Source organism: Streptomyces sp. NPDC031474, assembly GCF_055581185.1.
This window is the reverse complement of the sequence record NZ_JBVIJX010000016.1, coordinates 184,258-200,953: the sequence shown is the minus strand read 5'-3', so window position 1 is coordinate 200,953 and position 16,696 is coordinate 184,258. Positions and strand designations below refer to the sequence as shown.

The window sequence follows — 16,696 nt, the reverse complement described above, 5'->3', positions numbered from 1 at the left end:
CCCGGCGTCGACCGAGTCCGGCTACTTCGGATGTTCGCCCACGGCGCGGGCCGCCGTTCGCCAGGCCGTCGTGACCGCGAGCCGGGCGGCCGTCGTCCCGCTCTCCGTCTCCGCGGGCAGACGCATCGGGGCGCCGAGGTGGACGTGGCAGTGCGGGCGCCGGACGGGGGCCGTCAGCGTGCCCGCCAGCTGCTTGGCCGCCGAGCCCGACGCGATCCGCCGGGCGCCCGCGTGACCCACCGGCACGACCAGCGCGCCGGTCGCCTGCGCCAGGCGGGCGAGGCCGGTGCGGAACGGCTCGGGCGCGGTGGCGGCCGCGTCCCTGCGGCGCGGCAGCCCGCCCTCGCCGTAGAGGAGCACGTGCCGGCCGCCGGCCAGGGCCTCGGCGGCGGCGTCGAGGGCCAGCGCCGCGTGCGCCGTCCGGCGGCGGACCGGTATGTGCCCTTCGCGGGACAGCGCCCTGCCGAGCAACGGGATGCGCCACAGGCCCGCAGTCGCCATCACCACCGGCTCCAGCTCGTACCGCCGCAGAGCGGTCATGACGACGGCCGGGTCGGCCACGGAGTCGTGGTTGGCCACGAAGATGGTCCCCGCGGGCAACCGCAGCTTGATCTCGCTGGTGACGGTGAGCCGCCCGAAGAACGGCGTCAGGGCGATGACGGCACGGCTGAACACGGGAGCCTCCGGTGTGGGCGGTCGGGGCCCCAGTGTCGTGCGACGGGGACGGCCCACGCCTGAGTACGGCTACTCAGATCCCGGCCGGCGCGCGCCGGTTCCGCGGTGTTCGGCGCCTGGTCGGGGGCATCCGCAGAACAAGAGACACCGCACGAACCGATACCGAGCACGAACCGATACCGAACGGCTGACACCGAACCGACACCGAACGAACCGACACCCGAAGGGACGGACCCATGCTCGCCATCATCTCGGCGGTGCTGTTCTTCTTCGCCTTCCTGATCAACGCGGCGGAGATCTCGACCAACGACACCTTCACCTCCACCAATGTCATGCTCCTCGGCCTGACGGCGCTCGCCCTCCACCTCGCGGGAGTCGGCAGCGGCTGGTCGGTGCGCGGTCGCCGACGCTGAGCGCACCTGCGGAAAACCGCCCCGTACTGTCGTCCCGTACTCGCGGACAGTCGCTCCCACAAGGGAAGATGGGACCGCAGGCCAATGGTCAACCGATGTGGAGGAGCGGGCACATGCAGCACGAGCGAGCGGGCCGAACGGCCGGCCCCGAGGATCTCGTCGACGTCGCCCGGCTGGTCACCGCGTACTACGCGCTGCACCCCGACCCGGCCGACCCGCAACAGCGGGTGGCGTTCGGCACCTCGGGACACCGGGGATCGTCGCTGAACACGGCGTTCAACGAGGACCACATCGCCGCGACCAGCCAGGCCATCTGCGAGTACCGCGCCGCCCAGGGCACCGACGGCCCCCTCTTCCTCGGCGCCGACAGCCACGCCCTGTCCGAGCCCGCCAGGGTCACCGCCCTGGAGGTGTTCGCCGCCAACGGAGTGACGGTGCTCGTCGACAGCGCCGACGGCTACACGCCCACGCCCGCCGTCTCCCACGCGATCCTCACCCACAACCGGGGCCGCACCGCCGCCCTCGCCGACGGCGTGGTCGTCACCCCGTCGCACAATCCGCCCGCCGACGGCGGCTTCAAGTACAACCCGCCGAGCGGGGGACCGGCGGGGTCGGAGGCCACGTCCTGGATCCAGGACCGGGCCAACGAGATCATCGCGGCCGGTCTGAAGGACGTCCGGCGCGTCCCCTACACCCAGGCCCTCGCCGCGCCCACGACCCACCGCTACGACTTCCTCGGCACGTATGTCGCCGACCTGCCGAACGTCCTCGACCTGGACGCGATCCGCGCCGCCGGCGTCCGGATCGGCGCCGACCCGCTGGGCGGGGCGTCGGTCGCCTACTGGGGCCGGATCGCCGAACAGCACCGCCTCGACCTCACGGTGGTCAACCCGCTCACCGACCCCACCTGGCGTTTTATGACGCTCGACTGGGACGGCAAGATCCGCATGGACTGCTCGTCGCCGTACGCGATGGCCTCGCTCATCGAGCGGCGCGACCAATTCGACATCGCGACCGGCAACGACGCCGACGCCGACCGGCACGGCATCGTCACCCCGGACGCGGGCCTGATGAACCCCAACCACTACCTGGCCGCCGCCATCGCCTACCTCTACGCGCACCGCGAGCAGTGGCCGGCCGACGTGGGCATCGGCAAGACGCTGGTGTCGTCGTCGATGATCGACCGGGTCGCCGCCGACCTCGGGCGCCGGCTGGTCGAGGTGCCCGTCGGATTCAAGTGGTTCGTGGACGGTCTGGTCGACGGATCGCTCGGCTTCGGCGGCGAGGAGTCGGCCGGCGCGTCCTTCCTGCGCCGCGACGGCTCCGTCTGGACCACCGACAAGGACGGCGTCATTCTGGCGCTGCTCGCCTCCGAGATCACGGCCGTCACCGGGAAGACGCCCTCCGAGCACTACGCCGGGCTGACGGACCGTTTCGGCGCGCCCGCCTACGCCCGCATCGACGCGCCGGCCACGCGGGAGGAGAAGGCGCTGCTCGCCAAGCTCTCGCCCGCGCAGGTCACCGCCGACACCCTGGCCGGGGAGGCGGTCACGGGCGTGCTCACCGAGGCCCCGGGCAACGGCGCGGCCGTCGGCGGCATCAAGGTGACCACCGCCAACGCCTGGTTCGCGGCCCGCCCGTCGGGCACCGAGGACGTCTACAAGATCTACGCCGAGTCCTTCCTCGGCCCGGACCACCTCCGCCGGGTCCAGGACGAGGCCAAGGACGTGGTCGACGCGGCCCTCGCCGGCTGAGGCGGGGGCGACCGGGTCGCTACGCGGCGGCTCAGGAGGCGGGCGGCGCGGTGCGTGCCCGGAGGCGGCGTACCGCGCCCCCCGACAGGCGCGGTGCCGTGCCCGGACGGCGGCCTCCGCGGGGCCCACGACCACGGTGTCCATGCGCAGCGCTCCGGGCTCGGCCGGGAGCGCGGCGGCCAGGGCGTGGAGCAGGTCGGCCCGGTGGACCTGGAGACAGGGCGCCCCGAACGCGTCCTCGCCCGCGCGCAGCAGTCACTGGGTGACCGCCCTCGCGCTTTCGGGCCACTATCATCCTGTAAAGGTAAAATAAGAGGTTTGTCCGTTTGGGCTGCCCGCCCGACGAGCTGCCGTCCTGCCGGAGTGATCCATGTCCCGCAAGCGCCCCACGGACGACGGCGACGAGCTGCTGGCCAGACTCGGTTCGCTGACCGCCCAGGCGCGCGAGCGCGCGGAGCTGCAACGCTCCCGCGTCGAGCTGGCCCTCGCCCTCCAGCGCGGCATGCTGCCCAGGGACCTGCCCGTGGCCCCCGGCTACCGCCTGGCCGTGAAGTACGCGCCCGCCTGCTACGGCCTCAACGTGGGCGGCGACTGGTACGACGCCTTCACGATGCCGGACGGACGCATCGGCCTGTCCATCGGCGACGTCCAGGGCCACAACATAGAAGCGACCGCGTTCATGGGGCAGGTCCGCGTCGGCCTGCGCGCCCTCGCCTCCGTCACCGGCGAACCCGGCGAGCTCCTCGCCCGGACCAACGACCTGCTCCTCTCCCTGGGCAGCGAGCTCTTCGCCACCTGCACCTTCATGCGGCTCGACCCCGCCACCGGGGTCCTGGAGAGCGCCAGGGCGGGGCACATCCCGTGCGTGTGGGCCACGGCGGACGGCAAGTCCGGCGTCGCCGAGGACGAGGGCGGACCGCCCCTCGGGGTCCAGGAAGGCATGGACTATCCCGTCACCCGGTACCGGCTCACCAAGGGTGGGGTGTTCGTCCTGCTCACGGACGGTGTGGTGGAGGGGCCGACGCTGAGCGTCGAGGAGGGCCTGGACCACGTCGTACGGCTCGCGGGCGTGGCAGCCGTCGCGGGCATGTCGGCGGGCTCGCTCGCCGCCGCGGTGATCAAGGGCGCCGAGCGCGTGGGGCACGAGGACGACGCCGCCGTGCTGGTCGTCGGACACGACGGGCTGGTGGGTCCGCAGGTCCCCCGGGTTCAGCCATAGGGCCGGAACCCCGCCCCGCTCGCCTCGCCGACAGCGCCGCACCGGTGTCTGATGGCTGCTGTGGTGGGTACCCCGGATCTGCGCCGATCAGCCGTCTTCGCCATCGAGACGCTGGCCGTCGCCCTCAGCTACTACGCGGCGGGGCGGCTGGGGCTCATGCGGGAGCTCGTCGTCGAGGGCGCCGTCTTCACCCCCATCTGGCCGCCCACGGGCGTGGCCGTGGCCTGTCTGCTGATCTTCGGGCTCCGCTCCTGGGCCGGCATCGCCTTCGGCGCCCTGCTCGTCATCTTGTCCCTGACCTCGCTGCACTTCGCGGTGATCGGCAACCTGGTGGGCAACACCGCCGCCCCCGTCTGCGCGTACCTCATGCTCCGCAAGGTGGGCTTCCGCAACGACCTCGCCCGGTTACGCGACGGCCTCGCCCTGGTGTTCCTGGGCGCCCTCATCGCGATGCTGCTCAGCTCGACCGTCGGCGTCGGTCTGCTGGTGCTCACCGACCGGCTCGACGCGCACAGCTTCTGGCCCGTCTGGTCGGCCTGGTGGGTCGGTGACGCGATGGGCGTACTGATCGTCACTCCGGTCCTGCTCGTGCTGCACCGGGTGCGCAGGCCCCTGCGACTGTCGCGTTGGAAAGAAGCCTCGGGCATGGCCCTGATCGCCTGCGTCCTCGTCCCGCTGGCCACGCAGAGCCCCGTCAGCCTGCTGTTCCTCGTCTACCCGCTGCTGATCTGGGCGGCCCTGCGCTTCCAGCTCGCCGGCAGCATGCTGTGCGCCCTCTTCACCTCGGTCATGGCCACGATCGCCGCGACGGACGCGGGCGGCCCCTTCGAACGCCTGACCCGCGTCGAAGTGATGATCAAGCTCCAGGCCTTCAACGGGACGATGGCCCTCACCGCCCTCCTGCTCTCCGCGGTGATCACCGAGCAGCACAACACCAGACGCTCCGTGGAGCGCGCCTGCCAGGAACTGGTCGAGGTCCTGGAACACCTCACCGCAGAAGACGCCCCGCCCGGCCGGCCCGCTAAGGACGCCGAGGACTGAACGGCGGCGCCCGGCACCCTCTCGAAACCCGTCGACCGCCCCCGGGTCCGCGACAGTTGGCCGCCATGACCTCGGTGGTGGAGGCACAGGGAAGGCGACTGGGACAGGGCGCCCGGGTCGCGGCCGGCCTACAGCTCTTCGCCGGCCGCGAGGACTCGCGAGGCAGGCCGCCCCTGCCTGGCGAGCGGGCCGTCCGCCAGCACCGCCTGTGTCACGCCGGGCCGACCATCACCGTCGGCGTCGGTTCCGCGCACGAAGAGACCCTCGGCGTACGCGCGCCGGCCGACCGGGCGGCCGAGCACCGGACGTACACGTGCGCGCTGCCGTCGCGGACTCCGACGGCGACGGACGGACGCCCTCGTCGTCGCCGCCGGGAAACGACAGGCGGGCGACGCCCCGACCCCGTCGAAGGTCTCCGAGCTCCGGCGGGGCCCCTCCCCGACACCGGGCGAGGCCGGCAGGCCCGGCATCTCGCCATGGGGGCCGCGAAGGACATCGCCGTCGCCGACCACAACCACGACCGCTACCCGGAACCGGCGGCGCACACCCACAGCGGCGACGGCGTCTACGAGCTCCGGGCCCGCCTCGGCGACCGGGCCGCCGCGCTTGTGGCGACACCGGGAGGAAGCACACCGTCGACGCCCCCGCCACGGGCTACCACCCAGGGGGCTTCGTCACCCAGCCCGGCCTGGATGCCTTCTACCCGCCCTGCGCAGCGAGCAGCACGACCGTCGGGCCGGTTCCTCAGGCCGGCTCGACGTGATGGCGGGCAGTCGACCAGTTCGCCGCCGCCGAGGAGTGGGCGGGCGGGTCCGCCTCGGCCCCCGCGGCACCAGGTCCGCCGAGAGCCGGAACGGGCTCTCGTATCCGATCGGGATGACCGCCGTGCGGATGGCGCTGCCGGATCCAGGCACCGTCGTAGAGGCGCCGAACTGGAGACCGCACTTCTGGAGGCGGTCTGGCGCGAACTGGTCGCGGTGGGCTACGAGAAGCTGACGTACGAGGCGGTGGCCGACCGGGCCGGCACGAGTCGTCCGGTGCTCTACCGCCGCTGGCCGTCGAAGCGGGAGCTGGTCCTGGCCGCGCTGGCCCATCAGGCGCCGCCCCTGCCCGACGGGCCACCCGACACCGGCGACCTGCGCGGCGACGTCCTGGCCCTGCTGCGTCTCGTCGTCGCACGCACGCGGGAACTCGCCCCTGTGCGCGAGGTGCTCGCCGCGGAGGAGGGGCGGACGACGGAGCTGTCCGCCTATGTGGCGTCACGCAACCAGGGGCCGGGCCACGACTGGATGCGGACGGTGCTGGAACGGGCGGCCCGGCGCGGCGAGATCGACCCCGTCGAGTCCCTGCCCGACCGGCTGGTCACCTTGCCGGTGGTGCTGGTCGTCCACGATCTCTTCATGGCCCGCCGCACGCCCGCGGACGACGAACTGGAAGAGATCGTGGACCGGTTGTTCCTCCCGCTGATCGGCCACGGGAGCAACCGCCCGACCGGTCAGTGACCGCCCGAGGGGCGGTCGCAGCCGGTGTGGTCGGGGTAGCCGCCGAAGGCGTCCGCCTCGGTGGCCGCGCGGTTCATGGTGCCTTCCAGGCACATCGGTTGGCCGTCGACGAGGAAGCTCACCCCGGTGGGGCCGTTCTGGTACGCCTGCACGCTCCCGGCGGAGTAGCCGAGGCCGGTCAGCGCGCCGCGGGTGCTGTCCGGGGCGAAGTCGCCGCGCTCCCGCAGCGGTTCGAGGGCGGCCTCGATCCGCCGGGCCGCCGCGAGCCCGTCGCAGCGCAGCTGGCCGTGCAGGGGGATGGGGACCATGAAGCCATGGTTCTCGGCGTAGTGGTCGCCGGGTTCCGCGGCCGGGGCGGAGGGCTCCGCCGACGGCGTCGGGCTGGGGCTCTCGCCGGGACACGGGAAGTCCACCGGCGCGCTCGGCGTCCGGGCCGTGGCCCGCGCGGACGCGTCGGCGCCGGCGTCGTCCCCGGCCCGATCGGTTCCGCACCCCGCGGCGACCAGCGCCAGTACCGCCAACAGTGGCATACCGAGCCGGACTTGGGTCCGTCTGCTCTTCGTCATGCACTGATCCTCGCGCCCGTCGCGGTGGACGGCATGAGTACCCCTACTCATGGGGACGAACGGCCAGGTGCACCCGGCGCACGGCTCAGACCCGGATGAGTAGCGGCACTCATGCCGGCCGCCGGACCCCGGGAGAACGTGGAGCAGTCGCCTCCCCACCGTTCGACGACGGGGAGGGACGCCACCCGCCCCGACCGACGGAGGACACCGTGAACATCGCTCGACGCTTCCGCCCGCTCTACGCCCCGGCCACGGACAACTGGCTCTCCCGCGCCTACCTGGCCCTCGTCGGCGCGGCCGTCGCGTTCGTGGTGTTCGACACCGTGTTCGTCTCGCACCCCGACGCCTCCATGGCCGGCGTGGTCCCCTGGCTGCTGACCGCCCCGCTGAGCCTGCTGCTCACCCTCCTGCCCGACACCGTCCTCGACGGCGCCGGCTCGTTCCTGGTCCTCTACGTCGTCGGGATCGCGGTGTCCGCCTTCGTCAACGCCGCCTTCCTCGGCGCCTGCCTGCACCGGCTCCGCCCTACGCCGCCGCGCTCCGCGCACCACGCCTGAGACCGGCCACGGCGGACGCCCCTCGGTGCTGTCGGCGGTGCCGGTAATGTGACCGCCGTGATGGTGGGCGCCGAAGAAACCCGGCTCGTCGTACTGCGCGGCAACAGCGCCTCGGGCAAGTCGTCGGTGGCGGCCGGTCTGCGCGACAGATTCGGTCGCGGTCTGGCCCTGGTCGAGCAGGACAACCTCCGCCGGGTCGTGCTGCGCGAGCGCGACCGCCCCGGCGGGGCGAACATCGGCCTGATCGACGCCGTCGCCCGCTACGCGCTGAACGCCGGGTACCACGTCGTCCTCGAAGGCCTCCTGTACGCCGACCGTTACGGCGACATGCTCGCGCGGCTGCGTGAGGACCACCGTGGCCCGACCCGCGGCTACTACCTCGACGTGCCGTTCGCCGAGACCCTGCTGCGTCACGCCGGCAAGCCGATCGCCCACGAGGTCGGCGAGGCGGACCTGCGCGCCTGGTATCGGCGCCTCGACCTGCTGCCGGGCGCCGTCGAGACCGTCATCGGCGCCGACAGCACCCTCACGCAGACCGTCGACCGCATCATGCGCGACACGGGCCTGGACCGCCTTCCCGCCCGGGAGCACTGACGTCCGCCGCCGGGAGGACGGCCGGCGGTCGTCGTCACTCCTCGGCCTCGAGCACCTCCGCCAACCGCGAGACGGCCCTCAGGTCCGGCAGGGCGTCGAGCGAAGCGACAACCTGGTCGCTCGCGAACGCGCGCTGTGCCGCCGTCACGGCCGGATCGACGGCCTGCTCGGCCTGGACGCGGACGTAGTTCAGGGACGTCGCGAAGAGCATCGAGAACGAGTCCAGCCCTTTGACGACCGGACCCCCTCCGGCATCCCGGTACGCCCGCATCAGTCGCCGGGCGCAATCGGCGTCGAACCGGTTCTGGCCCGACCACACGTACACGGCCTGCGCGAGCTCTCGCCCCGCCGAGGTCGCCCCGGCGTTGTCCCAGTCGAGGAGAACCGGTCCGGACCGGCCGACCAGCACGTTCTGGGGCTGCACATCGAGATGCGACGTCACCAGGTCGGCGCTGCCGGACGGAGTGACATGGGGCGCGAGTTCCACGGCCGACGTGGCGATGAACCGGCCCAGCGAGTCAGCCCACGGCATGCCGGCCCGCCGGACCTCCTCGTGGAGTCTCGCCCAGTCGGCCTCCCCGGGACACTGCTCGTACCAGGAATCGGGCGCGTCGTGCGGGCCCGCCCCGGCCGTGTGCAGCAGGGCCAGGGTGCGGCCGCACCAGTTCAGGATCTCCGGATCGGACGCGTCCGCCCGACTCCCGTCGACCCACTCGTACAGCTTCACGGCGGACCCCTCGGGTGAGGGGTCGAGCCGTGAGACGTAGGCGCCGTCGCGGTTCGGCAGCAGCCGTGGCGAGGCGATTCCCCGCTGCTCCGAGGCGTCGCGCAGCGCGGCCTCCCGGAGCACCTGCCCTTCGTCACAGCCGAAGAGAAGCTCCTTCACCGCCCAGGACGAGCCGTTCCCGGACAGCTTCCAGATCTGCCCCAGCGCGCCACGGGTGACCGGTTCGACGGTCCACGGCCCCGCGCCGAGCGCATAGGTGTCCGCGATGATGTCGGCCATGTCCTGCATGCAGGTGCCTTTCGAAGCCACGGATTCCCGACCGGACACCGTGCCGCGTAGCGGCACAGCGCCCAGTCAGGGAAGGCCGGAATCCTCGGGATTCAGCCCGAGGAGCAGGTCAAGGCTTGATGCCGACCGCCGTCCAGAGGCTGACCTCGGCGTCCGTGGCCTCGACAGGGCCGTCCGGGCGCCAGCGGTGGCCGACCGTGACGCCGGGGTCGAGGAGCTCCAGGCCGTCGAAGAAACGGGCGACGTCGCTCTGCGAGCGGAACTGCACCGGAGTGCCGGCGCCCGTGTAGATGTCGGTGACCTTCTGCCAGGTGCCCGGGTCGAAGTCGGGCGTGCAGTGGCTCAGGGCCAGCGCGCTGCCCGAGGGGAGCGCGGCCAGCAGCCTGCCGACGAGCCCGTACGGGTCCTGGGCGTCGGTGACGAAGTGCATGAGGGCGTTCAGCGACAGGGCCACCGGCCGGTCCAGGTCCAGCACCTCGGCGAGCGCGGGCGCGTTCAGCAGCGCGTCGGGGTCGTTGACGTCCGCCTCCAGATAGGTCGTGCGGCCCTCGGCCGTGCTGCGCATCAGGCGTTCCGCGTACTTCAGGACGAGCGGGTCGTTGTCGGCGTAGACCACCCGCGCCTCGGGGACGACCGACTGGGCGACCTGGTGCAGGTTCGGCTCGGTGGGAATGCCGGTGCCGATGTCCAGCCACTGGCGTATGCCGTGCTCCCGGGCGAGGACCCGGGTGGCCCGGTGCATGAAGGCGCGGTTCTCGCGGGCGCATGTGAAGATGCCCGGGTAGGCCGCCGCGACGGTCTCGGCCGCCTGCTCGTCGACCTCGAAGTGGTCCTTGCCGCCGAGGTAGTAGTCGTACATCCGCGCGGAGTGCGGCCTGCTGGTGTCGATGTCCCGCGCGGCGTTCGAGGTGCTCATCCTGTGCCTTTCGGTGGGTCCGTGGGGGGTGTCGGGCGGTCCGGGCCACAGGTGGCCGGTTCCCGCCCGTCCGTGCTGGGGCGCGCCCGGTGTCAGCCGGCGGCGAGGTGGTCGGCGAGGCCCCGTTTGACGCCCGCGACGAACGCGGCGATCTCCTCGGGGGTGTAGATCAGCGCCGGACCGGCGGGATCGGTCGACTGCCGCATCGCCACGCGGCCGTCGGCGAGCTGCTTCGTCTGCACGCACTGGCCCCCGTTGGGGCCGCTCCACGGGGACTCCCAGCCCTGCTCGCCCAGGTCGGCGGCGGGCATCCCGTTGTAGACGTGGTGAGCGTGGTGAGCGTGCGGAACGCGGTGGACGCGGCCGTCCATGCCGCCGGTGCCGGTCATGAGTACTCCTTGCGCATCCGGTTCAGGAGTGACCTGCTGTCCGTGTCCGAGGTCAGCAGGGACATGCGGTTGTGGGCCTCCAGATGCGCCGCGACGTCGGAGCGCTGGTCCAGGTACACGGCGCCGGAGAGGATCTCGGTGTAGACGATGTCGGGCAGTTCCGGTTCCCCGAACCGGAAGTACGTGAACGGCGCGCACGCGCCCACGTGGGCGCCGGCGGTGAACGGCACGACGTCGACGCTCACGTGCTGGAGTTCCGAGACCTCCAGCAGCCGGTCGATCTGCTCCCGCATCACCTCGGGACCGCCCACCACCCGGTGCAGCACGGCCTCCTCCATCACCACCCACAGCGTGGGGGCGCCGGCTCTGTCCAGCAGGCTCTGGCGGCGCAGCCGCAGGTCCACGCGCCGGCGCAGGTCCTCGTCGCGGTCGTTCGGGAAGCCCCCGCCGAGGACTGCGCGCGCATACCGGGGCGTCTGCAGCAGCCCCGTGACGTAGTGGGGTTCGTAGGCGCGCAGCGTCCTGGCAGCGGTCTCCAGGCTGACGTAGGCGCTGAACCAGTTGGGCAGCACATCGCGGTACGGGTGCCACCAGCCGGGCTCGTTGGCCCGCTCGGCGAGGGCGACGAACTCCTCGATCTCCTGCCGGCCGGCCCCGTAGAGCGCCAGCAGGATCTCCACGTAGAGCGGCTTGAGGCCGACCTCCGCCTTCTCCAGACGGCGGATGGTCAGGGGCTTCACCCGCAGGGCATGCGCCGATTCCTCCAGCGACACCCCCGCGTTCTGCCGCCGCTCCTGCAGCCGCCGGCCGAGGATCATGCGCAGCACAGTGGGCGCGCTGGTGCTGCCCGTGCCCGAACGGCCTTCGCTCACGCCCACCTCCTGAGGGATTGTCACCGCCATGAGTCTGACAGCGGCTCGATGACGCGACCAGACGGATACCGGCTTGTTGAAATTATCAGGCAGTCGGTTGCAGCTTGAACTTGGGTGCGAGCATAGTTACTTGTGTGAACCGCGCCGCCGAACACGAGCGTTCCCCCCGTCAAGCTCCAGCACCCTCACCGGAGTTGGTCCGCCCGGACGTTCACGGTGCCGTGTGGCCCGTACGGAACACCCTCTCCTCGTGGGCCCCTTACTCACCTTCCCCGGCCTCTGGCTGCTCCCGCCCCCCACGGAAGGCGATCGCCGTGTCCCCCCACACGACTTCCTCCCCCCAGCCCTTGGACACCTGGAGCCCCGACCGGACGCATTGGCTCGAACTCCCGGCCCACCGCTCCAGCGTGTCGCTGGCCCGCCGTTCCATGAACGAACGGCTGGCCGCCTGGCGGCTGCCGGGCGAGCTGTGCGCGGACACCGTCCTGCTCGTGTCCGAGCTGGCCACCAACGCCGTACGGCACACGCTCGGCAACCGGTTCCTGTGCGGCGTCGGGCTCGTCACGGCCGGGTGCCTGCGCCTGGAGGTGCACGATCAGGACCGTACGGGCCGCGGCCTGCCCCGCTGCGAGCCCGGACCGGACGACGAGGGCGGCCGCGGACTGCTCCTCGTGGAGCAGCTCGCCGAGGCCTGGGGAGTCGACCGGTCCAGACTCACCGGCGGCAACGCGGTGTGGGCGACCTTGACGGGCTGAGCGGCCTCACCGTTGGTGCGGCGGCCGAACTCAGGTGCCGAGAGGCGTCAGTTCGGCCAGCAGCAGGGTGCGGTCGTCGGAGCCGGCCGTGCCGGAAGGGGCGTGCAGCAGCCGACGGCACAGGGACGGCAGCGCGTCGTCCGCGTCGCCGTGCACGGGTTCGACGGCGGCGGCCGCGTCCACCGTGCGCGCGAGGCGGGTGATCTCCTGGTCGATGTCGGCGTCGCGGGACTCCACCAGACCGTCGCTGTAGAGCACGAGCAGCACCGGGTCCGGCACGGACAGCACGGTCTCCTGGTAGCTGCCCGTGCCCAGCCCGAGGGGCAGACCCGCCCCGGCCAGCGCGACCGGCGCCGTCGGGCCGTCCGGGCCGCGCAGCAGCGGGGGCGGGTGGCCCGCGCCCACCAGGGTGCAGGTGCGCCGCCGGGCGTCCCACTCGGCGTAGATGCAGGTCGCGAAGGAGACACCGGGGGAGTCCCCGGCGAGCGTGTCGAGCCGGCCTATGAGGTCGGCCGCGGAGATGTCGAGCCCCGCCAGCGTACGGACCGCGGTGCGCAGTTGGATCATCGCGACGGCGGACTCCGGACCGTGCCCCATCGCGTCCCCGACGATCAGACAGACCCGGTCGCCCGGCCGTTTCAGCACGTCGAACCAGTCGCCGCCGACGAGGTTGCCCTGCCCGGCGGGCAGCCAGCCGTGTGCGGTGCGGCACCCCCCGAACTCCTGGGCCGTGCCGGGCGGCAGACTGTTGCGGATGGCCAGCGCGGTGCGCCGCTCACGCTCGTAACGGCGGGCGTTGTCCAGGGCCACGGAGGCCCGCGCGGCCAGCGCCTCCACGGCCGCGATGTCCCCGGGTGTGAACGGCGCCCGGCCCGCCCCTCGCGTGCAGACGAGGAAGCCGATGGCCACGTCCCGCAGCCGCAGCGGGACGATGAGGAACGACGCCACGCTCAGGAGGTCGTCGAGGCGCGCGTCGCCGTCTCCGGAGGCCGTGAGCCGCTCCGAGGTGTGCGGGTCCACCGCGTCGAGCACCTGCGCCCGCCCGGCGGAGAGCGCACGGGCGTGCGGCGTCTCCCGGGGGAAGGCGATCACCTCGCCGACCGGCAGCACACCCTCCCAGTCCTCGAGCGCGCCCGGCGCGACCCGCAGCGCCGTCCGGCGCGCCTCGATCCACGGCGCGTCCGCGCCGACATGCGCGTTCTCCTCGACGCGCCAACGTTCCAGCAGGTACACGGAGGCCGCTTCGCAGAACCCGGGGGTGAGCGCGTGCACGACATGGCTGCCGGTCATACCCAGATCGAGTTCCGAGCCGATCACATCGGCCGCGGGGGAGAACGCCGACCGACGGGGCGAGGACAGGGCGGCGGACGCGTCGTCGGTGCGGCTGTGCGGTTCGTTCCGCAGGGTCGTGCCTTTCCAGAGGGGGATCCGGCCGCGCGGCGGGGGACAACGGATCACCGCGCGCCGACGGCAACTATATGATGGCGCGTCAAGTCACCGTTCGGTGAGGTAAGTTGCGCGCGCCGATCGACCGATAACTCCTGATGCGGATGTGGTCGGAGTGACATCGCGGTGAAACCGGTCCTCCTGTCGCGGCGTCCTGGGTAGGTGAAGCAAAGATCACGACCGCAGGACTGAAGGGGACGGATCGGATGGATCGCATGAACCGGATGGATCGCATGAACTGGATGGACCGCATGCAGGGGAGGGACAGCGCCGGCCGGGCAGGCACGGGGTCCCACCCGGGACGCCGCGCGGTACTGGGCATCGGCGCCGGAGCGGCACTGGCGGCCGCCCTGCCGGGCGCCGCACATGCCTCGACCGGCCGCGACGCAGGCATCCCGGGGCGGTTGAGCGACCTGGAGCAGGAGTACTCCGCGCGGCTGGGGATCTTCGCCCATGACACCGGCACCGGGCGGACCGTGGCCTACCGCGCCGACGAGCATTTCCCCATCTGCTCCGTCTTCAAGACGCTCGCCGTCGCGGCGGTCTTACGGGACCTCGACAGGGACGGTGAGTATCTCGCCCGCCGCATCCACTACACCGAGAAGTACGTGACGGACTCGGGGTACGCGCCGGTCACGGGCACGGAGGAGAACGTCGCGGCCGGTATGACCGTCGAGGAGCTGTGCGCAGCCGCCGTCTCCCAGAGCGACAACGGCGCGGCGAACCTCCTGATGCGGGAGCTGGGCGGACCGACCGCGATCACCCGGTTCGCCCGCTCGGTCGGGGACGCCACGACCCGCCTCGACCGCTGGGAGCCCGAGCTGAACACGGCGGAACCCTGGCGGACGACCGACATCACCAGCCCGCGGGAGATCGGGCGCACGTACGCGCGACTCGTGCTCGGCCGGGCTCTGCCGACGCAGGACCGCACACGGCTGACCGGCTGGCTGATCGCCAACACCACCAACATCGAGCGCTTCCGCGCCGGACTGCCCGACGACTGGGTACTCGCCGACAAGACCGGCGGCGGTTCGGCCTACGGGGTCGCCAACGACGTGGGCGTCGTCTGGCCTCCGGGACGTCCGCCCCTGGTGCTGGCCGTCCTGTCGACGAAACACGCTCCTGAAGGGCCCACGGACAACCCGCTGGTGTCCAGGGCCGCGGCCCTGGTGGCGGACGAGCTGACCTGACGAGCAGCCGGCCCGCTCGCCCCTAGGTCCAACACCGGTGACTTGGGGTCGGTGGGTCGTTAGCGGTGTGTGCCGCGTGTGGGTCAGACGAAGTTGTCGGGTGGGCAGTTGACGGACCGGATCGCGTTGGGGGTGCTGACGCGGGTGGTGCCGCCGGAGCTGGTGGCCGGGGTCGTCGCAGAGTGTGGGCGCCGCGAGCAGCGGCACCGGCTGCTGCCGGCCAGGCTGGTGGTGTACTTCGTGCCGGCGATGTGGCTGTTCTTCGGTCAGGGCTACGAGGAGGTGGGCCGCAGATCCTCATCTCCTGGTCCGACGCGGACGCCGTCCTCCACGGCACGTGGACACAGCCTGGCCGCGCCCCCGAGCCGCTACGGCAGGCGCTGGCCGAGCTGTTGCGCGCGCGGGAGCAGCCCGCGTCCGCCTGCCGGGACTGCCGTCGGATGGCCGAGCTCGACCGACTGCTGCTGGAGGACGCGGTCTGGGCGTGCCAGGACGGGCCGGAGCTGGAGGAGGTGCGCAGGCTGCTCATGCTGCGGGATCTGGAGCCGGACTCCGACATCCCCGGTTACGACACCTACCGGGGGCACCCTGAGCATCCCTCTCACGCCCACCCGGACATCGCCGCACAGTTGGCCGCCGCCCGCGCACGGCATGACGCGCGCCTGCTCGCCTACGCATGACCTGCGGACGAGGACGATCCGGCCGCCGGCGCCGGCTTGGAAGACAAGCCGAGGTAGCAAGGGCGAAGAGCGATGCGCACACAGTCCTGAGAGCCATGTACGCATGCCAGCAGTCGTGACAGAACCTTGCGAGCCCAACGACGCAAACGGGTGTCCGAGGGACCCGGGAGCGGACCCCACAGCGACGCGGTCGCGTTCACCGTGCCGGCTGCCGAAGGCGTCAGGTGCCCGCGCGCTGCGCGCCGCAGGGCGATGCGGGCGTTTCATCAGCCTAGAGGCCGGTCTGGGCCTCGCGGTCATAGGTGTTCGCGGGCCCAGGTGGTGAGCCGGCCGGCGAGGACGGTTCCGATGGCGGTGGCGGTGCCGCGGACCAGTCCGGTGAGCGCGGTGCGTGACAGGTGGCGCGGCAGCCGGTTCCGGAGTCCAACCGGCCTTACCTGCTGGTGGCGATGACCGACGGCGCGCGCGTCACCGTTCCTCCGCTCCGCGCCGGTCCGACTGCTCGATCCGGTCGTTAACTGGTAGATCGGGCAGCGGGCGGGCGTCTTCGCGCTCGACGGCCGCCTGGTGGAGGCGCAGCACGCCGTAGCCGCCGATCTGTTCGGGCTCCCGACCGGTGAAGTGGGCGAGCACGGTGCCGTCGGGTGCTCGTAGGGTGCGGCGAGTGCCCGACTCGCGGTTGTCGCCCGTTCCCGACTCCCACCTCTCGGCGGTGGCGGTGATGTGCGACCAGCGGACCGCGCGCATCGAGTCGCGGCCGGCGATCACGAAGCCGTCCTCGAAGCAGTAGAGGTGCGTCATCGGGCCGCCCTCGCGTCGCTCGAACCGGGGCCAGCAGGTGAGGCCGGCCAGGCCCAGGCCCATGACCAGCCCCAGGGCCGTGATCAGACCGTCGGGCCAGCGGGGAACACCGCGGACCAGCTCGTAGCCCGCCGCCCCTACGAAGAGCACGCCCAGCATCATGAAGAACCCGTCGCCGACCGCGGATCCCGGGACCGCGAGTCTCCGGTACCCGCCCAGCCCGTCGGCCGCCCCCATCGCCAGCGCCGCCTCGCGTTCGCTCACGCAGCCCTCCCCGCACCGGTGCCCGCACCCACGGCCCCGCTGTGGGG

At 72.4% G+C, this 16,696-nt stretch carries 19 protein-coding genes and 1 pseudogene; 11 read left to right on the top strand and 9 right to left on the bottom strand.

The window, feature by feature from the left end:
• Positions 1-21: 21 nt before the first annotated feature.
• Positions 22-675, bottom strand: coding sequence for a lysophospholipid acyltransferase family protein (locus ACZ5SK_RS32475; RefSeq protein WP_334574385.1), 654 nt, complete (start codon positions 673-675; stop codon positions 22-24).
• A 236-nt stretch (positions 676-911) separates the two neighbouring features.
• Here ACZ5SK_RS32475 and ACZ5SK_RS32470 point away from each other — a divergent pair, with 236 nt between their 5' ends.
• The 4 genes from ACZ5SK_RS32470 (at position 912) to ACZ5SK_RS32455 (ending at position 5,102) form a co-directional block, all read left to right on the top strand.
• On the top strand, positions 912-1,088 hold the full coding sequence (locus ACZ5SK_RS32470; protein WP_099935254.1) for a hypothetical protein: 177 nt from the start codon (positions 912-914) through the stop codon (positions 1,086-1,088).
• A gap of 113 nt (positions 1,089-1,201) precedes the next feature.
• Positions 1,202-2,842: a phosphoglucomutase (alpha-D-glucose-1,6-bisphosphate-dependent) gene (gene pgm / locus ACZ5SK_RS32465; protein ID WP_468576772.1), complete on the top strand. Its 1,641-nt coding sequence runs from the start codon at positions 1,202-1,204 to the stop codon at positions 2,840-2,842.
• Between the two features lie 370 nt (positions 2,843-3,212).
• The gene (locus tag ACZ5SK_RS32460; protein WP_334574379.1) at positions 3,213-4,061 is read left to right on the top strand and encodes a PP2C family protein-serine/threonine phosphatase; all 849 of its coding nucleotides are present in this window, start codon (positions 3,213-3,215) and stop codon (positions 4,059-4,061) included.
• A gap of 51 nt (positions 4,062-4,112) precedes the next feature.
• The gene (locus ACZ5SK_RS32455) at positions 4,113-5,102 is read left to right on the top strand and encodes an MASE1 domain-containing protein (protein ID WP_334574377.1); all 990 of its coding nucleotides are present in this window, start codon (positions 4,113-4,115) and stop codon (positions 5,100-5,102) included.
• A 128-nt stretch (positions 5,103-5,230) separates the two neighbouring features.
• On the opposite strand, the gene ACZ5SK_RS32450 is transcribed toward ACZ5SK_RS32455, so the two are convergent.
• Positions 5,231-5,356 (bottom strand): hypothetical protein, encoded by a 126-nt coding sequence (locus tag ACZ5SK_RS32450; protein WP_334574375.1) that lies wholly within the window; start codon positions 5,354-5,356, stop codon positions 5,231-5,233.
• A 678-nt stretch (positions 5,357-6,034) separates the two neighbouring features.
• Between ACZ5SK_RS32450 and ACZ5SK_RS32445 the strand changes: the two genes are divergently transcribed.
• Positions 6,035-6,604, top strand: coding sequence for a TetR/AcrR family transcriptional regulator (locus tag ACZ5SK_RS32445; protein ID WP_468576779.1), 570 nt, complete (start codon positions 6,035-6,037; stop codon positions 6,602-6,604).
• Here the strand turns inward: ACZ5SK_RS32445 and ACZ5SK_RS32440 are convergent.
• Positions 6,598-7,170: a hypothetical protein gene (locus ACZ5SK_RS32440; protein WP_457494820.1), complete on the bottom strand. Its 573-nt coding sequence runs from the start codon at positions 7,168-7,170 to the stop codon at positions 6,598-6,600. The genes ACZ5SK_RS32445 and ACZ5SK_RS32440 overlap by 7 nt on opposite strands.
• A 209-nt stretch (positions 7,171-7,379) precedes the next feature.
• On the opposite strand from ACZ5SK_RS32440, the gene ACZ5SK_RS32435 reads away from it, so the two are divergent.
• Positions 7,380-7,727 carry an SCO4225 family membrane protein gene (locus ACZ5SK_RS32435; RefSeq protein WP_457494821.1) on the top strand — a complete coding sequence of 116 codons (348 nt, stop codon included), beginning with the start codon at positions 7,380-7,382 and terminating at the stop codon, positions 7,725-7,727.
• 60 nt (positions 7,728-7,787) lie between these two features.
• On the top strand, positions 7,788-8,321 hold the full coding sequence (locus ACZ5SK_RS32430; RefSeq protein ID WP_457494844.1) for an AAA family ATPase: 534 nt from the start codon (positions 7,788-7,790) through the stop codon (positions 8,319-8,321).
• Between the two features lie 34 nt (positions 8,322-8,355).
• Here ACZ5SK_RS32430 and ACZ5SK_RS32425 read toward each other — a convergent pair whose 3' ends face one another.
• The 4 genes from ACZ5SK_RS32425 to ACZ5SK_RS32410 form a co-directional block, all read right to left on the bottom strand.
• Positions 8,356-9,336: a phosphotransferase enzyme family protein gene (locus tag ACZ5SK_RS32425; RefSeq protein ID WP_361703892.1), complete on the bottom strand. Its 981-nt coding sequence runs from the start codon at positions 9,334-9,336 to the stop codon at positions 8,356-8,358.
• A gap of 109 nt (positions 9,337-9,445) precedes the next feature.
• The gene (locus ACZ5SK_RS32420) at positions 9,446-10,252 is read right to left on the bottom strand and encodes an SAM-dependent methyltransferase (RefSeq protein ID WP_334574367.1); all 807 of its coding nucleotides are present in this window, start codon (positions 10,250-10,252) and stop codon (positions 9,446-9,448) included.
• Positions 10,253-10,344: 92 nt separating this feature from the next.
• Complete coding sequence (locus ACZ5SK_RS32415; protein ID WP_334581045.1) at positions 10,345-10,623, bottom strand: DUF397 domain-containing protein; 279 nt, start codon at positions 10,621-10,623, stop codon at positions 10,345-10,347.
• Positions 10,624-10,637: 14 nt separating this feature from the next.
• Positions 10,638-11,513 (bottom strand): helix-turn-helix domain-containing protein, encoded by an 876-nt coding sequence (locus ACZ5SK_RS32410; protein ID WP_334574365.1) that lies wholly within the window; start codon positions 11,511-11,513, stop codon positions 10,638-10,640.
• Between the two features lie 314 nt (positions 11,514-11,827).
• On the opposite strand from ACZ5SK_RS32410, the gene ACZ5SK_RS32405 reads away from it, so the two are divergent.
• The gene (locus tag ACZ5SK_RS32405; RefSeq protein ID WP_334574363.1) at positions 11,828-12,268 is read left to right on the top strand and encodes an ATP-binding protein; all 441 of its coding nucleotides are present in this window, start codon (positions 11,828-11,830) and stop codon (positions 12,266-12,268) included.
• A gap of 30 nt (positions 12,269-12,298) precedes the next feature.
• Here ACZ5SK_RS32405 and ACZ5SK_RS32400 read toward each other — a convergent pair whose 3' ends face one another.
• A complete protein-coding gene (locus ACZ5SK_RS32400; protein ID WP_443041308.1) occupies positions 12,299-13,558 on the bottom strand; it encodes a PP2C family protein-serine/threonine phosphatase in 1,260 nt (419 codons plus the stop codon).
• 407 nt (positions 13,559-13,965) lie between these two features.
• On the opposite strand from ACZ5SK_RS32400, the gene bla reads away from it, so the two are divergent.
• The 3 genes and pseudogenes from bla to ACZ5SK_RS32385 all read left to right on the top strand — a co-directional run bounded on the left by bla (position 13,966) and on the right by ACZ5SK_RS32385 (position 15,584).
• Complete coding sequence (bla, locus tag ACZ5SK_RS32395) at positions 13,966-14,904, top strand: class A beta-lactamase (protein WP_457494845.1); 939 nt, start codon at positions 13,966-13,968, stop codon at positions 14,902-14,904.
• Between the two features lie 69 nt (positions 14,905-14,973).
• Positions 14,974-15,138: pseudogene (locus tag ACZ5SK_RS32390) on the top strand (transposase domain-containing protein); the annotation flags it as partial.
• A 17-nt stretch (positions 15,139-15,155) separates the two neighbouring features.
• Positions 15,156-15,584 (top strand): hypothetical protein, encoded by a 429-nt coding sequence (locus ACZ5SK_RS32385; protein WP_361703994.1) that lies wholly within the window; start codon positions 15,156-15,158, stop codon positions 15,582-15,584.
• Positions 15,585-16,052: 468 nt separating this feature from the next.
• Here the strand turns inward: ACZ5SK_RS32385 and ACZ5SK_RS32380 are convergent, their stop codons facing one another.
• Complete coding sequence (locus ACZ5SK_RS32380; RefSeq protein ID WP_334574360.1) at positions 16,053-16,649, bottom strand: hypothetical protein; 597 nt, start codon at positions 16,647-16,649, stop codon at positions 16,053-16,055.
• Between the last annotated feature and the right edge of the window lie 47 nt (positions 16,650-16,696).

Excerpts from the sequence above, each read along its gene's own strand:
- ACZ5SK_RS32400 (WP_443041308.1), bottom strand. The coding sequence starts at position 13,558 with ATGACCGGCAGCCATGTCGTGCACGCGCTCACCCCCGGGTTCTGCGAA.
- ACZ5SK_RS32460 (WP_334574379.1), top strand. The coding sequence starts at position 3,213 with ATGTCCCGCAAGCGCCCCACGGACGACGGCGACGAGCTGCTGGCCAGA.
- ACZ5SK_RS32455 (WP_334574377.1), top strand. The coding sequence starts at position 4,113 with ATGGCTGCTGTGGTGGGTACCCCGGATCTGCGCCGATCAGCCGTCTTC.
- ACZ5SK_RS32440 (WP_457494820.1), bottom strand. The coding sequence starts at position 7,170 with ATGACGAAGAGCAGACGGACCCAAGTCCGGCTCGGTATGCCACTGTTG.
- ACZ5SK_RS32425 (WP_361703892.1), bottom strand. The coding sequence starts at position 9,336 with ATGCAGGACATGGCCGACATCATCGCGGACACCTATGCGCTCGGCGCG.
- pgm (WP_468576772.1), top strand. The coding sequence starts at position 1,202 with ATGCAGCACGAGCGAGCGGGCCGAACGGCCGGCCCCGAGGATCTCGTC.
- bla (WP_457494845.1), top strand. The coding sequence starts at position 13,966 with ATGCAGGGGAGGGACAGCGCCGGCCGGGCAGGCACGGGGTCCCACCCG.
- ACZ5SK_RS32430 (WP_457494844.1), top strand. The coding sequence starts at position 7,788 with ATGGTGGGCGCCGAAGAAACCCGGCTCGTCGTACTGCGCGGCAACAGC.
- ACZ5SK_RS32415 (WP_334581045.1), bottom strand. The coding sequence starts at position 10,623 with ATGGACGGCCGCGTCCACCGCGTTCCGCACGCTCACCACGCTCACCAC.
- ACZ5SK_RS32420 (WP_334574367.1), bottom strand. The coding sequence starts at position 10,252 with ATGAGCACCTCGAACGCCGCGCGGGACATCGACACCAGCAGGCCGCAC.
- ACZ5SK_RS32470 (WP_099935254.1), top strand. The coding sequence starts at position 912 with ATGCTCGCCATCATCTCGGCGGTGCTGTTCTTCTTCGCCTTCCTGATC.